The 15,089-nt window shown below is 39.4% G+C and carries 13 protein-coding genes; 2 read left to right on the top strand and 11 right to left on the bottom strand.

The window, feature by feature from the left end:
• Nucleotides 1-288: 288 nt before the first annotated feature.
• Nucleotides 289-966 carry an SOS response-associated peptidase gene (locus tag PQO01_RS13780; protein ID WP_274314666.1) on the top strand — a complete coding sequence of 226 codons (678 nt, stop codon included), beginning with the start codon at nucleotides 289-291 and terminating at the stop codon, nucleotides 964-966.
• A 304-nt stretch (nucleotides 967-1,270) separates the two neighbouring features.
• On the opposite strand, the gene PQO01_RS13775 is transcribed toward PQO01_RS13780, so the two are convergent.
• The 9 genes from PQO01_RS13775 to PQO01_RS13735 all read right to left on the bottom strand — a co-directional run bounded on the left by PQO01_RS13775 (nucleotide 1,271) and on the right by PQO01_RS13735 (nucleotide 12,839).
• On the bottom strand, nucleotides 1,271-1,729 hold the full coding sequence (locus tag PQO01_RS13775; RefSeq protein WP_274314665.1) for a hypothetical protein: 459 nt from the start codon (nucleotides 1,727-1,729) through the stop codon (nucleotides 1,271-1,273).
• 16 nt (nucleotides 1,730-1,745) lie between these two features.
• The gene (locus PQO01_RS13770) at nucleotides 1,746-3,104 is read right to left on the bottom strand and encodes a glycoside hydrolase family 2 TIM barrel-domain containing protein (protein WP_274314664.1); all 1,359 of its coding nucleotides are present in this window, start codon (nucleotides 3,102-3,104) and stop codon (nucleotides 1,746-1,748) included.
• 206 nt (nucleotides 3,105-3,310) lie between these two features.
• Complete coding sequence (locus PQO01_RS13765; protein ID WP_274314663.1) at nucleotides 3,311-4,684, bottom strand: GH1 family beta-glucosidase; 1,374 nt, start codon at nucleotides 4,682-4,684, stop codon at nucleotides 3,311-3,313.
• Nucleotides 4,684-6,759 carry a glycoside hydrolase family 3 N-terminal domain-containing protein gene (locus tag PQO01_RS13760; RefSeq protein ID WP_274314662.1) on the bottom strand — a complete coding sequence of 692 codons (2,076 nt, stop codon included), beginning with the start codon at nucleotides 6,757-6,759 and terminating at the stop codon, nucleotides 4,684-4,686. Before PQO01_RS13760 ends, PQO01_RS13765 begins: the two co-directional genes overlap by 1 nt.
• 171 nt (nucleotides 6,760-6,930) lie before the next feature.
• Complete coding sequence (locus tag PQO01_RS13755) at nucleotides 6,931-8,610, bottom strand: endo-1,3-alpha-glucanase family glycosylhydrolase (RefSeq protein WP_274314661.1); 1,680 nt, start codon at nucleotides 8,608-8,610, stop codon at nucleotides 6,931-6,933.
• 10 nt (nucleotides 8,611-8,620) lie between these two features.
• Nucleotides 8,621-9,103, bottom strand: coding sequence for a hypothetical protein (locus tag PQO01_RS13750; protein ID WP_274314660.1), 483 nt, complete (start codon nucleotides 9,101-9,103; stop codon nucleotides 8,621-8,623).
• A gap of 108 nt (nucleotides 9,104-9,211) precedes the next feature.
• Entirely contained in the window at nucleotides 9,212-10,009 is a 798-nt protein-coding gene (locus PQO01_RS13745; RefSeq protein WP_274314659.1) for an alpha/beta hydrolase, read from the bottom strand.
• 71 nt (nucleotides 10,010-10,080) lie between these two features.
• The gene (locus PQO01_RS13740) at nucleotides 10,081-10,743 is read right to left on the bottom strand and encodes a type II secretion system protein (RefSeq protein ID WP_274314658.1); all 663 of its coding nucleotides are present in this window, start codon (nucleotides 10,741-10,743) and stop codon (nucleotides 10,081-10,083) included.
• Between the two features lie 89 nt (nucleotides 10,744-10,832).
• Nucleotides 10,833-12,839: a serine/threonine-protein kinase gene (locus PQO01_RS13735; RefSeq protein WP_274314657.1), complete on the bottom strand. Its 2,007-nt coding sequence runs from the start codon at nucleotides 12,837-12,839 to the stop codon at nucleotides 10,833-10,835.
• 103 nt (nucleotides 12,840-12,942) lie between these two features.
• Between PQO01_RS13735 and PQO01_RS13730 the strand changes: the two genes are divergently transcribed.
• The gene (locus PQO01_RS13730; RefSeq protein ID WP_274314656.1) at nucleotides 12,943-13,524 is read left to right on the top strand and encodes a sigma-70 family RNA polymerase sigma factor; all 582 of its coding nucleotides are present in this window, start codon (nucleotides 12,943-12,945) and stop codon (nucleotides 13,522-13,524) included.
• A 23-nt stretch (nucleotides 13,525-13,547) separates the two neighbouring features.
• Here the strand turns inward: PQO01_RS13730 and PQO01_RS13725 are convergent, their stop codons facing one another.
• A complete protein-coding gene (locus PQO01_RS13725) occupies nucleotides 13,548-14,222 on the bottom strand; it encodes a prepilin-type N-terminal cleavage/methylation domain-containing protein (RefSeq protein ID WP_274314655.1) in 675 nt (224 codons plus the stop codon).
• A gap of 108 nt (nucleotides 14,223-14,330) precedes the next feature.
• Nucleotides 14,331-15,050: a type II secretion system protein gene (locus PQO01_RS13720; RefSeq protein WP_274314654.1), complete on the bottom strand. Its 720-nt coding sequence runs from the start codon at nucleotides 15,048-15,050 to the stop codon at nucleotides 14,331-14,333.
• Nucleotides 15,051-15,089: the final 39 nt, after the last annotated feature.

Genomic DNA, 15,089 nt, shown 5'->3' with positions numbered 1-15,089 from the left:
AAAAATCTAAAACCTATAAAAACCCTGTTTAGCGAATGCATTTTACTCACTTGCATTATCCTAAATAGTTACGCAGTTGATAGCTCTAAACACATTCTCATTTTCTCGAATTGCGAGTTTTCGACAGGACACAATTGAGTTCGGAAAGCACTTATAAACATGTCAAAAGAGAAAGCTATAGTGATGGAATTTTCCTACAAAAGATTTAAAAGCCTAATAAGTTTTATTATTCTCCAATTTGCTTTTATTCATGAAGCTAAGTAGACTTTAGCAAATTAAGGAGAAATCATGTGCGGTCGTTATGCTGTCACTCCCTCTGCTGAGGAACTAGCAGAAGAACTTCAAGCTGCTTGGGATCGGCCCAACCCTACTGGACCAGTATATAATGCCTGTCCGGGATCGTGGATGCCTGTCATGACGAGCAATAGTTACTCTTGGAAATTAATAGCAAAGCGCTGGGGCTTAATTCCACCATGGGAAGCCAATGAAGTCCCTGGTTTTATTAATGCTCGAGTCGAATCAATTCATGAGAAAGCGGCTTTCAAATCCTATCTTAAACGCCAGCCCTGCCTTATCCCTGCAAGTGGCTACTACGAATGGTTGACTCAAGGTAAAAGTAAAATACCTTTCTATTTACATAGGCCTGGCGAAACATTACTTATGGCAGGGATTTGGAATAATATCACGCTTGCAAATGGTTCTGAAATCGAAAGCTTTGCCATTATCACTCGTCCAGCTGATAAAAATATAGACTTTATTCATCACCGCATGCCGCTAATCTATTCGTTAGACAAGGCAGATTCATGGTTAAATGGATCCATGGATCGTGAAGATTATATTGGAAGATCAATTCATAGACTTGAGTATTACCAAGTTGGCCCAGAAGTTGGAAAACCTGATAATAATTTTCCTTCGCTCATCGAACCGTCAGATAATCCAATGGGCTATCAGGTCGATTTATTTTAATGAAAAGAAATTTACCAGGTCAGAGTAAAGTTACCCGCTTTTAAACCATACGGTCTTACTGATTTTACATGACCATCGGCAAATGCCGCATTTGTAAAAGAGTTACCTACATGTGGATAACGGATTCCCGATGGTGCGCCAGGCCCACCTTCATCACACTCAGAAACATAAATTCATTGTTCTTTATCTAATTAATTAGGATCATCTCTTCACTCTGATAATTAGGAAGTAAATAATATGGGAAATCAACTACTTACCAAAAAAGGCCCGCCTTAGCGAGCCTTTGAGAGTAGTGATGGATCTATTAAATAGAAGTTTCGAACTCTAGTTCAACAAGAGTTTTCTTTGCGGCTCCCGCAGGGGACCAAAACCAACCTTTTGCATCCCAGCATTGAGCGTACTTCAGGTCATCAACTAGAGTTTTAAAAGCTTTTTTAGCGCCTGCTTTATCACCTTTTTTCTGTAGTGCTTGGCCTTTAATAAAAAGGCAAGTTCCCACATCATTTAGAGCCCAGTACTTGGACACTTCTTCCTGTGATCCCGTGGGAAGTGCAGTAAGGCCCGCCTGCATTTCTTTAGCTTTAGTGAGATACATTTCAATACATTTATCAGTATAAGCTTTCACCATGGCGTGATCTCCTGCATTGAGAGCTTCCCAAGCTTTCGAAGTGAGAGTTGAAGAGCTATGGTCACCAAAATCTTGTGCTGAACCCATGCTAAATGTTGCGAAGATCGCCAATACTGTCATCATTACTTTTTTCATATTATGCTCCTGTTTTTTATTTTACTTTGAATGGGATATTTGCAGTCGCCGCGCCACCTTTGCCATCACGAATTGTGAGGAACAAACGATAGGCACCGGGCTTTGATGGACTGCGAAAAACACCATCACGTTGACCATTGACTAGTGTTAAATCAGGATGAGATGTGGGGTCTGGTTCCTTATCTCCACCAACACTTTGAACTTTACTTTCTTCTGTAACTAGCCAGTCATAAGTCAATTCATCGCCATTGCGATCAATCGCATCGACACGTGCCACATAAGTGCGCTTAGGCTCAATGACTTTTTGATCAAAATCAGCCGAAATTTTGACAATATTCGGACAACGATTTTTAGGCCACTCACCCGTCCAAGCCTTGGTCATCGCATCAACTTGAGGTAATTTTTCCATTGTCGGTAAACACATGCCAAACCAAGTAGAAGTTTTTTCCTGTTTCCAGCCCCAAAGGAAAGCGAACGTTCCCAAGCACATTTCTTTACCTTCATTAATATCATAGACGAGTTTATGTGATGAATAATAAGTTTTTGATTTCTCAGTACTATTGGGTTCAATCGGTGCCCCCCAAGACGTCTTGGGAACTTCCCAAAAACCCATAACACCGAACTCTGTGACTGCAAAAGGCTTCTTCCAACCATGAGCTTTTAAAGCTTCACCTGTTCCGGCTGCTGAACCATAAGCATTCACCCCTAATACATCTATACTAGAATAGTGTTGCATGATGCTTTTTACTTTCCCTGCACCTGAGCCCGCAATCACGGTCATGACTGGATGATGGGGGTCTTCCTCTTTAATGATTTGAGCTAAAATTTCCAGTTCTTTAATCACTGCAGGATTGGGATTTTGTTTGACGGGATCTTCCATTTCATTACCCAAGCCCCACATGGCAATGGCAGGATGGTTTTTCCATTTGCGCACTGACTGACGCACGTGCTCACGCTGTTTTTTGAGCTGCTCTGGATCATTATAATCAAAGTGATGACGTTCATGACCAATCCACAAACCAGGAACTACGTGAATGCCCAAACGCCACGCTCGGTCAATATAACGCTCACCACCAGCCACTTTATCTTCAAGTGAACCAATTCCCCAGGTACGGGTAAAATTACCTCCAGCCAGTTTAAATTGCTCTAGCATGCCAGGCTGTAAAACACCGCCAGCACCACGAATAGGAGTTTCTACATCATTAATATAAACGCGCCAATTCCCTTCAGATGTTTTCTTTAATTCAACTTTCGAGGGCTTGTTTGGGATCTCACCAGTTTTGAGTTCTACTTGATCAATGATGGACTGAAGTGGGTTGGCAGAACTAAGTGTAGAAAAAATCATAAGAACACAGGCTAAAACTTTATATTTCATAACTATCCTAATTTTTATTATAAATAAACATACTAGTACTATACTGGTATTTCAAGCATTCTACCCTGAAAATATTATAATATATCTATCTTTAGAGTAAATCGAAATTTTAAGCCTCATTCAAGTTCTTTGAAAAGCTGAACTGAGGCATCATTACTCATACTAATTTACGCATAAGTAATGGGTAGTGTAGAGGGTGGAATGACTTAAACTGAAGCAAGCTCAGTTTCGGTCAGAATTGCGCCATTGGAATGAATCAAATCACTGTACCAATAGCCAGAATCTTTTATTATTCTCTTCCCTGTTTGGTAATCTATATAAGTTAAACCAAAACGCTGAGTATAACCTTCGCCCCACTCAAAATTATCCATTAAGGACCAATGCATATATCCACTTACGGGAATGCCATCCTTTATTGCCTTTTGTAAATGGCTAAGGTATGCTTGGGTGTAGGCGATGCGATTGAGGTCGTGAACTGCACCATCGTCACTAATTTGATCATTTTGTGAAAAACCATTTTCAGTGATCATAATTTCTTTACCGTAACGCTCATATAAAAAGCGAGGTCCCCAGTACAAAAGTTCTGGCGTTACTTTCCAATCAAAAGCAGTCTTGGGAATATTGGGATCTTCTGGGCATAAAACCCAAGAGTCACCATCTGCTTTGACTTCATCGCCCATGTAGAAATTGGTCGCCAAAAAATCCATCTCTGTAGAAATAATTTCCATATCCCCCTCTGCAATTTCAGGTATATTTTCGCCAAAATCTTGCCAAGCTTGCTCGGGATAAGTCCCTAAATAAATGGGGTCATACCACCAGGAAGTCCAAAAACCATGATCGCCATCGACGTGAAACGAGGCCTTACGAGCGGCCTCTATATCTGCGGCACTTTCACTTGCAGGTAGCTTGAAGAGCCCCATGGGAGCGCAAGCAATTTTGATTTTAGTCGATATTTCTCGCATCGCAAGACTTGCCTTGCCATGTGCTAAAAGTGCGTGATGACCCGCTTGTAAACATTCTTTAAGTGGTAACTCTAAACCCGGGGCATGAACACCCGCAGAATGACCTAAGAAGATAAAACACTGCGGTTCATTGAGCGTTATCCACTTTTCAACTCGATCGCCAAAAGCCTCGACACAGATTTTTGCGTAATTCGCAAAATCATCTGCTATACTACGATTTAACCACCCCCCTTTCATAAAGAGTGCTTTGGGCAAATCCCAATGATAGAGCGTTATGATAGGTTCGATTTCCACCGCAATGAGTTTATCGATCAAGTGACTATAAAAATCCAAACCAGCCTGATTAACTTCTCCTGTTCCAGCTGCTAAAATTCGTGGCCAGCTTATTGAGAGACGATAGGCTTTGATACCTATGGTTTTCATCAATTGAATATCTTCATCGATACGGTGATAATGATCACAGGCGCGCTTACCATCATGGGCTTCTTTTATTGCACCTGGTTTACGACAAAACATATCCCAGATTGATTCGCCTTTGCCATCTTCATTATAAGCACCCTCAATTTGATAAGCGGCAGTCGCAGCTCCCCACAAAAAATCCTTTGGAAAACTCATCATTACTTCTCTAAGCTAAATTGAGTATAGAGATTTGATTTACTATTGGGCCCAACCCACAAGTCAAAATCACCCGCATCAACTTGGTATTGATTATCCCAATTGTAGTAGCCCAAGTCCTCACTTGAAAGAGAGAACTGAACACTACGACTCTCTCCCGCCTGCAAATCCACCTTCTTAAAGGCCTTCAATTCTTTCACTGGCCTTGCCGTTTGAGCGACTAAATCGCGAACATAGAGCTGGACAATTTCACTGCAGTCATGGGAGCCCGTATTCTCCACGGTAATTTCGACTTGGAGGCATTCAGAAATTTTTATATTCGGTTCAAGAATCTTTAAATCCTTATACTCAACTTGTGAATAATTAAGCCCGTAACCAAAGGGGTATAAGGCTTCATTTGTTTGATCGATATAATTTGATTTATAGGCCTCTGCGAATTGTGTTATACCCTCTCCTAAAACTGGTCGTCCCGTATTTCGATGATTATAATTCAAGGGAACCTGCCCTACTGAACGAGGGAAAGTACAAGTCAAACGACCACTAGGATTGAAGTCACCTGCTAAGATTTCGGCAATTGCGTCTCCAGCATAAGTTCCACCATGCCAAGCTAACAAAATTGCATCACAATAAAGTTCAGCTTCAGTCAAGATTAATGGACGTCCACTTAAAAGTATCGCAATAACTTCGTTACCAGATTCTTTCAGTGCCTTAAGTAGCTCCAATTGAGCCGATGGGATACCTGGTTCACTTCTAGAATGAGCTTCACCGCTCATGCAGGCCTGCTCACCAATAATTATCACGACTTTCTCACATTGCTTTGCAATATCAAGAGCTTTAGCCCTATCTTGAGCATCATTATAGATTACCGCACTTCCGGAAAATTTTCGGTTAATGGCTTCTTGAATTGAGTCGGTATTTTCAGGCTCACCCAAAAAACTCCAAGTTCCCAAAAGGCTAGCTCTATCAGCTGCCAATTCTCCTAAGAGAGCAATCGACTCGGGTTGCTTATTGAGTGGCAAAATGTTTTTATCATTTTTAAGTAAAACTGCAGATTCGAGTGCAGTTTGCAAGGCGAGCTTCGCGTCATCTCGATTGCTAACCGTTTTATTTTGCTCTGAAATGAGTTCTTGTTTAAGTTGCAGGATACGCATCAGCGAAGCGTTGATTAGAGCCTCATCAACTCGTCCTTCAAGGACTAATTCTTCGAGATGTAGGCTATAGGCATTTGACATCATATCCACATCAATCCCCGCTTGAATCGCCAAGTAAGCTGCCTCTTTTAAATTCTCTGCCACGCCGTGTTCCACGAGTTCAAGTATGGCATTATAATCACTTATAATCACACCATCGAAACCCCATTCTTGACGTAAGATTTTATAGAGTAAGGGATGAATTGAAGCAGGTATACCATTTAAATCTTGGAATGCCATCATCAAAGTTTTACAACCCGCATCAATAGCCTCTTTAAAAGGCGGTAGGTAGACCTCTCTCAACATGCGTTCCGATACCTGAGCACTATTGTAATCGCGCCCCCCTTCTGCGGCTCCATAAGCTGCAAAGTGTTTTACACAGGCAGCTACTGAACCCGATTTCTGAATACCTTCGACCCATGCACGAGAAAACACTGTGTTAAGGTAAGTGTCTTCTCCTGCGGATTCCGCAATTCGGCCCCAACGTAAATCGCGTGATATATCGACCATAGGAGCAAAAATCCAATCTGTTGAATCGGCTGCAGATTCTTGCGCTGAATGATAGGCAACTTGCTCTACTAGTTCGGGGTTCCAAGTTGAAGAACAGGCCAAGGGAATGGGATAAATTGTTTTGTAGCCATGAATCACATCCGTACTGACTAATAATGGAATCTCTGAGCATTGACTCGCTAACTTTTTTTGCTGACTGCTACGCTCGATGTCTTCGTCATTGATGATGATCACTGAACCGACGTCCCCAGCCATGATCTTTTCTTCTATATTTTCATGACTCACAATGAGCTGATTCATTTGGCCAATTTTCTCTTTCAAGCTCATTTGAGCAATTATAGCTTGTAGTTCGCATTCGCTCTTCAGCAAAAAACTCATACTAGACCTCGTTGATTATTAAAGTATACTAGTATAGTAATAGATGAATTGATTTATTGCAAGTTCATTTATCTGCTTATCAAAAAAAATGCTCTCCCCATTACGGAGAGAGCATTTTTTAAAACTCTATGATAAGATAATTTTTTCTTGAAGAACAACTCTTAATAATAACTAATTTACTATAGGCTCAATCAAAGAAGGAACTTCATGTTCTTCTCCAAATATTTTTCTAAAGTACTCACTGAAACGCGTTGAATACATGTAGGTTAATCGATCACTTCGGTAAGGCTGATCACTTATTTTGACCGGAGGCTTCAATGAAAGGCAAACTTTTTCATGGCGTTTTAAAGTAACCCTAACCTCGCCGACTTCAGAAGCTATTTTTGTACTTTGTAAACCCGCTTGCACCCTTGCTGCAAATTTGCCGTTAATATAAATGTCTCCGGCTTCTTGCAGGATGCTTACGACTTCTATGTAATCCTCTAATGATTCTGGTCCCATAGTTTCTTTAGTATAAATTTTCATATCGAATTTGGGCTTTACATCATGCTTATACTTTTTGTAAAACACCGATAATGACTCTTCGATTTTTTTATTATTTTTTCTCCATTGCTTACGGTAGTACTCCATCAAAACCATGGGGGCAAAATTATGATTAAGTTCTGGTGCAATATGGTGCCCTTCGGGAAAATCATTCCAAGTAGCCAAACTAATCCAGTCCAAATCTTGCTCGATCGCAAAATCAAAAAGTTGCCTATACAAAGCTGATAAACCACAGTTCTGATAATGCCTTTCAAGCTCGTTTAGGGAGGCTGATTTTAGCTCATTATAGTGCAACATCCCATGACCTTTTGAACGATTCTTCCAATACAATTTACTGGTGTAATAATCGGGGTAAACAGTCAGGCAAAAGTCACGTTTTTCTCTACGGCAGAGTGCGGCCGTTTTACGAAAATTATCGAAATGCTTTGTACTATCAGTCCAAGTCCAAACACCCGGGAAGTATTCCAGTGCTTTTTTAGTTAAGGCTAAATTAGCGGGAAAACGCAAGTCATACATAAAGGCGATTTGTACACCTAGTTTATCGGCAAGCTTATCATGCGCTTTAGCCACGGCTTCAATGCGCTCTGGGTATTGATCTATTGACCAAGCTTTGCCCTGCATCACATCTGCTAAAGCATCGTTATTCCATAGATAGAATATAATTCTACCATCAGGAGTTTTCAGCCATGCATCATATTGATTTACCGTCTTTAAAAGCTCTTTAATTGATTTCGACCAGCGGGCAATTTGTTCATCTTCATTACCCTGATTGGCATTAGATAAACACAAAGTGAATTTAAAGTTCGGATAATGCTTAGCTCCCATCTCAAAAAAAGTAGATATCACTTTATTATAGTTTTTCATGAAGCCTGCATGGTTCACCTCCGGATAATAAAAATGAAAAGCTTCAAGCCCGGCCACATGCGCAGCTCGCAAATCCTGTAGCACCACTTCCTGCAAGCTTCGCTCGCCACGTTCATATAAAAACATATCCATGGGGGCGACTTGATTTAAGCCTCCAAATTTAGAAAACTCACCATCAGCAAAATACCAAGATTTATTACGACTTAAACCACCTGGGCGAGCACCAAAATCATAGTCAACATCACCCGTCATGAAATGCGCTACCAAAGTCTTTTTATTAGTCATCGGCAAATCTAATAAGTCCTTCTTGGATAGCTGCTTTACAGGAAGTTTTCTTTCTTGCTGTAAAGTTTCATCCGCCACCGCCGCACTATTCTTAGGGTTCTGTGACTGCTGACAAGAAAGGCATATCAGAAGGATTAAAATGAAATATAAGTAGCGCATCATCTTAACTTTAAATATTTAATGCTTTATTATTGCGAAATTTAGCCATGAGTTCGTAGGCGTCATTTAAAACTTCGCGATCGGTTTTACGTATTTGTTTGAGGCGAAAAGCATTTAAATTGGATTGCGCCTCAGCCCAACTATCGTATTCGGCTCTATAGCGGTAATCGTTTTTTATAGTGCTCAGCATATAGTATTCAATTTCATTATCAACTAAGTAGAAACGCTTGAGGTCCTGTGCACTTTTTTTATTTTTCAGTACTTTCCATTCATCATAGATCATTTTGAATTTTGCGTCATTTTCAGCCACTGCAGCCCATAAAAGCAAAGCTTCTTTGTGCTTTTCGATAGCGAGATCCTGACTCAACTTGTAGACGTGCTTATTTGCTGCCAAAGTTTTCACAACGGTATGTTTCGCTTTTTTGTAGGGATTTAAATCCACATCAGCCATGAGACTTAAACTCATAAATATTAATAAAAATAAAAACTTCATTTTGTTCCTTTACTTGTTTATCTTCAGATGAACAAAGCCATTTGTTCACCCATTAATATTGATTACGCAAAGAAAATCATGAACTGACAAAAAACTTTAAAAAACGTTTCATTTTTTACTAAGTAAACGCAACTCTTTTACAACTAAAGGAATAGCAGGTTCTACAATCCCATGACCATAACCGTCCAATTCTAAAATCTTCGTCTTAGAGTGCCCCACCACTTTCATCATTCTATACATGTAAGCATTTTCTTCATACCTTCCTAACATCTCTAATTCTCTATCACCAGTAATCAAAACTAAGGGCGGAGCATCTTTGCGTACGTGAAAAAGTGGTGCCATTTCATCGATTATTGGCTGCTTACCTGAGATGCCCATTTCTTTGCGCACTGTAAAATGGGTAATCGTATGACCACTCAGAGGCATGAGTCCCGCAATTAGGTCTGCGTCAACTTGATGCTTTTTTAGCCAAGATTTATCCATTCCAATCATGCTTGCCAAGTATCCCCCCGCCGAATGACCCGAAAGAAATATTTTGTGTTTTGAACCGCCAAACTTTTCGATATTTTTAAAACTCCAGGCAACTGCAGCTGCAGCATCCTCTAAACATTGACGAACTTTAACTTTGGGACTCAAACGATAATTCACTGCAATCACCGCTAGCCCTTGCTTCAGCAAGCCCTCTGGAATACTTTTTTTACCTCCTGTTAAGCCCCCACCATGAAACCATACTACCGTTGAAAACATTTGTTTCTTCGTGGGGTAATATAGATCTAAAACACATCGACTTTTCATGTAGCTATCTGAAACGGATTTCCCGTAATAAGGTATGTTTGTTATATTTTCATATTCTGTGGCACTCACTTGGCTCAATAACAAGCTTATAAAGACAAAAATTATTTTCATTCGATTTCCTATTTTATTAAAACAAAAAAGCCCGTACAAGACAGGCTAAATTTAATTATTTAAGTGTTAGATCAGTCGTTTGCAAAACGAGTAAACATCCCTTGGTTATACGTGGTATGAACGCGACTTTTGACACTTCCATCTATTAATAAATAATTGGGACGACCAAAATGAAAAGCATCTAAACGTTCTGTCCAATCACTCATATAATTCCAATAAGCCCAAGTCATATCAGAACGTGACCAGCCGTGTGCATAATTGATACTTTCCCAAAGTTCAGTTAACAAAAGTGTATCTGGCGCGATTTCATTATAGCGAATATTATTATAAGTTGCCATTCGTGTGACGCCATTACATTCACTATCGTCTTTGGGAGTAGAACTTCCTTCAAATGTAATAGATGTGCCCGTATTCATTGAGTAACTGCGCGTCTTTCTATCATTGCTTCTTACAATTTCATCTTGCATACATGCGAAGCTAGTATCACTCATCCCATAATCTTCATTGAGTTGTTTGGAATAACTCAGACTCCCATTAAGAGCTGCCGTCACCACGCAGCTATCATTGTCGTCACTATAGATGTACATGCTGATGCCAATTTGTTTCATATTATTGACACAAACACTTGCCTGAGCAGACTTACGTGCTTTCCCAAAAGCAGGGAGAATGAAAGATGCCAAAACTCCTATAATTGCTATCACAACAAGCAGTTCTATTAAAGTAAATTTTTTCATGGCTAGCCTCATTAGTCTTAATTAAAGTATATGTTCATACTTTTTAATACGCAAGGAAAAATCATAACTGACAAATTTTAAGGATTTTTTCATTTTATTTTATAAATCACTTGTGGCAGAGTGCTTTCTACTACTTGGATTTGACTCTCATCAATGACTAAAACTTTTAGTTTTTCTAGAATCCCAAAGCCTTTCATATTCGTGATACGCGTGTCGGCAATAATAATTTCTTCTAAATTCGGCATTGCGGAAAATTGATAAGAATCATTGCTACTCGTTGAACTAATATCCAGTTTTTTCAGACTCTTAATCTTTAAGTTTCCCGCTCCTAAAATACCCGTTTGGCTTAAAGAGAGTTCTTCTAAATTGTCACATTCATTTAAACTTTCTGGGTAAATGATCCCACTATTTTTAAGACTTAGTTTAATGGGATTTAGTAAGTGTACTGGGCCTGGGTTTTTAACCCCACGTTCATTTTCAAGAAGGACTTCTGTTCCCCCATCAATAAGTTTAACTTGCACTTTAGGCAAATGAGCTAATCCGCGATTTTCTACTTTTAAACACCAACGATAAACTTGGACTTTTTCCTCCAAACTCAATTTAGAATTCAAAAGATTAAGTAAAAAGTATTCACTAAAGGGATAATCTAGATGAGTAATAATTTCATCCATATACTCCAATAAAGGCAGGACTTCTAAATCTTTTATTGACTTCACTAAATCCACCGCCTTGCTATGTTTCATTTTTGCGAAGGCCGCAATCGCTTCTTCCCACTTCATTTCCGCTAGCTTCTGACGCCCTTGAAAATAGAGGACTCCAGAATTATCAGGATCGAATTGTTTGGCAACACTGAAGGCTTTATTCATGCTTTTAAAATCCTTACGTGCCACACTATTGTAGGCAATCATTAGCTGGCGTTTGGACTCTAATTTTAGCAACTTCAGTCGCGCCAATTCTTTTTCCTGTAAGTTCACATTAAGTTTATTAACCTCATCACGAGCTGCCAAGGCTTTTTCCTTTTCCTTTATCGCCAACTGACGGCTTTCTTCTAAGCTAAAAATAAAGATAATAAGCGTAATGGTAAATAAAGTAAGCGAGCTCATGAGTAGGTGGGCAAATCCCTTATTCCTCAAATAGAGTAGCTTTAAAACCCTCAAGGGAGATGCATTCTCGGCCGCTGTTGCATAACCACGCATATAAAGTTTTAAATCTTCCAGAAAATCCAACATAGTCTGATAGCGCTCTTTGGGCTTAGGAGACAATCCCTTATTACAAATAGCCACTAAACTTGCCGGTAAAAAGGTTGAACCCGATTTATCGGGACAAGTCACGCGACGCTCATTGGTAGATCTTGGTTGTCTCGCCTTTTCACCTGTCAAAATTTCATATAAAATTGCTGCTAAAGAGTAGATATCATTCGAACTATGTGGTGCTTGCTTCTCAAATCTCTCGGGTGCAATATAGGCTGGAGTTCCTTTTATCTGTTCCCCACTGCCCTTGCGAATGTATTTGAGAACTTTATGTAAATCTTTATCTAAGAAAGATTCATCTTCTGGACCTAGTTCACCACCTAATTCGGCTATGCCCCAGTCGCAAACAACGACCTCACCAAAATGCCCTATCCTTATATTTGCCGGTTTTAAATCTAAGTGGACAACGCCTAAAGAATGCGCATAATTCACACCCTCACATATTTTGATGAATACGTCCACCATATTGACCAGAGCATAATCGCGCTCCAATACCCTATCCATATCTTCACCAAGAACTTCTTTCATGGTGAAAAAAGGAATTCCGTCAGAACTTAGGCCCACATCGTATACCGGCATAATGTTTGGGTGTTGAAGAAAAGAAGTAATGCGACCTTCCCTGACAAAGAGTTCATTGAGATCATCTGACTTGGGCTTAACCATGATTAATTCACGATCAGTATGGCTATCCAAGCAGCGATAAACATACTTCATCCCTCCCTCAGCAATTTGCTCGGCGTTTCTGTAACGATCACCACAGGATTCTAGCTCTTCCATCAAAGTATGGTTTTTATCCATCACGCGTTCCGTTTGCTCATAAATCTCTTCTAAAAGATTTAAATCCATGATGCTTCACTCCTAAAATGGTCGCGGTTTGAATGAGAACTTGCAGTTTAAGCAAGCTTCGTTTAATATATGAGAGTACTTATTTCTAAACAAGGAAAAGATAGTGTCTGATCGCTACAACACTCGTGAAACCCTGCTCCTCAAACTCAAGAATAGTCATGACGACAAGGCTTGGCAAGAGTTTAATAATATTTACCAAGGTTTTATTTGGTCCATTCTTATTAAAATGCAGATCCCGCAAGCTGATCAAGGTGATCTTGTTCAAGATGTGCTCATCAAGGCCTGGAAAGCTCTTCCTGAATTTGATTATGATCGCGAGCGTGGAAAATTTCGTTCCTGGCTAAGCTTGGTTACTAGTAATGCGGCTCGTTCCTATTTTAGAGTTCACAATCGTCATTCCGCCCTCTTTGTCAATGAAGATTCAGATCATAAAGTCGATGCTGAAATCGAAAAAATTAGTCTTGTTGAATGGAAAAAATTCATTGCCGAAAAAGCTTGGGCCAATGTCAGCCCTCAGATTAACGATACTCTACGCCAATGTTTTGAATTAATTTCCAAGGGAATTGACATGCATGAAGTCGCCGATCAACTTTCCATCCCCTATAATACCGTCTGCGTCTACAAAAAACGCGTCATCAATAAAATTGCCAAAGAAATTGCTGAACTAGAAGAACAGATTGGCTGATATTCCTCTACACACATAGACTTCTAATAATTATACATATTTTTTGCTTTCATTTGCGTCATTTCTTGAGCTGCCACATGCCCATCTGCGAAAAGTAAATTGGCTTTTTTATCCCCAACATGACGAAAGCGTAAGCCAGTGGTCACGTCAGTCACATCATCATACATTTGCAGGATATCGTTAGGATCGTAGAGATGCTGCTCTGTTACATAAGCCCAAGGTTGTTCAATAAATGGGTACGAAGTATTTGTTGGTGCCCACCACATACCCGCATCTCCAATAGTCACTGCTGACGAAGCTTGCGATAAGTCATTAATCTTCAAACGAAATTCAGGTGACACGAAATCCGTATGCTTAAAAATATTTTTATTGGAAGCATAGTTAAGAGAAACAACACCTTTGGGGTGACTTACCGATGGGCATAACTTGTAGGCTGAATTGTTAACTCCATTCATGTAGGAATATAAAGTCACGTACCAATATTCACGATCCGTGGTAAATGAAGCAGGTAAATAATCCTTTTCATCATCTGTGTACATAACTGTAGCAAATCCGAATTGCTTAAGATTATTCTTACAAGATGCTGAACGCGCATGTTCACGTGCTTTACTTAAAACAGGTAATAATAATGAAACCAAAATACCTATGATGGCAACTACCACCAACAATTCGATTAAAGTGAATTTTTTCAGTTTCATTTTTTAAGCTCTAAATTTCAAATACCACTAACACCATACTAGTATTATTTTATGAAGTCAAGTATATATACATTATATAAGTCACTGATTTAGTTTAAAATGTCTTACCTAATAATTGTAAATATTTTTTGCTTTCATTTGTGACATTCTTTTGCCTTCTACATGACCGTCAACACAAAGAATATTGGTATTTCTATTTTCATTGTGCCTAAATCTAATAAAAAGCTCTGGCTCAGTATCGTCATAGAGTGTTAGGAAATCTTCTGAAGAAAAGTTCCACATCCCATCAAGATACACTCCTACTGGGCCTCGGATGAAAGGATATGCTGCCGTCGAACCATTAAAAACTCCATTAGCATCTGCTAAAGTTAAGCTATCACTGGGATGAGTCACTTTGGTCAACTTTAAGCGAAATTCATCAGCTGAAAAATTAGTATGCTTTAAAATTGCATTATTAGAGGCATAATCCAAAGCTCCACTCTTTTTTCTTTCGTGAGTAACCGAAGGACAAGTATTAATTATCATTCCACTTTCATAGATATCTGAGACATCGGATTGATCATAATTCATATAAGAATGCAACTGAGCATACCAGTATTGACGACTATTATTAAAAGAAGCTGGTAAGTAAGAGCGATTATCAGCACTATACATCGCTATCCCTACGCCCCATTGCTTCAAATTACTTTTACATGAAGCGTCGCGCGCAGATTCCCGGGCTCGCGATAACACGGGAATCAAAAGAGATAACAAAATGCCAATAACAGCAATCACTACCATCAACTCAAGTAAGGTAAAAGTTTGACTTAATTTTCTTTCTTTATACATGAGAACAACCCTATTTTTATTAAATTAGATCTATATCTA

This window comes from Lentisphaera marina, assembly GCF_028745505.1.
GTDB classification, from domain to species: Bacteria; Verrucomicrobiota; Lentisphaeria; order Lentisphaerales; family Lentisphaeraceae; genus Lentisphaera; species Lentisphaera marina.
This window is presented reverse-complemented; position numbering and strand designations above follow the sequence as displayed.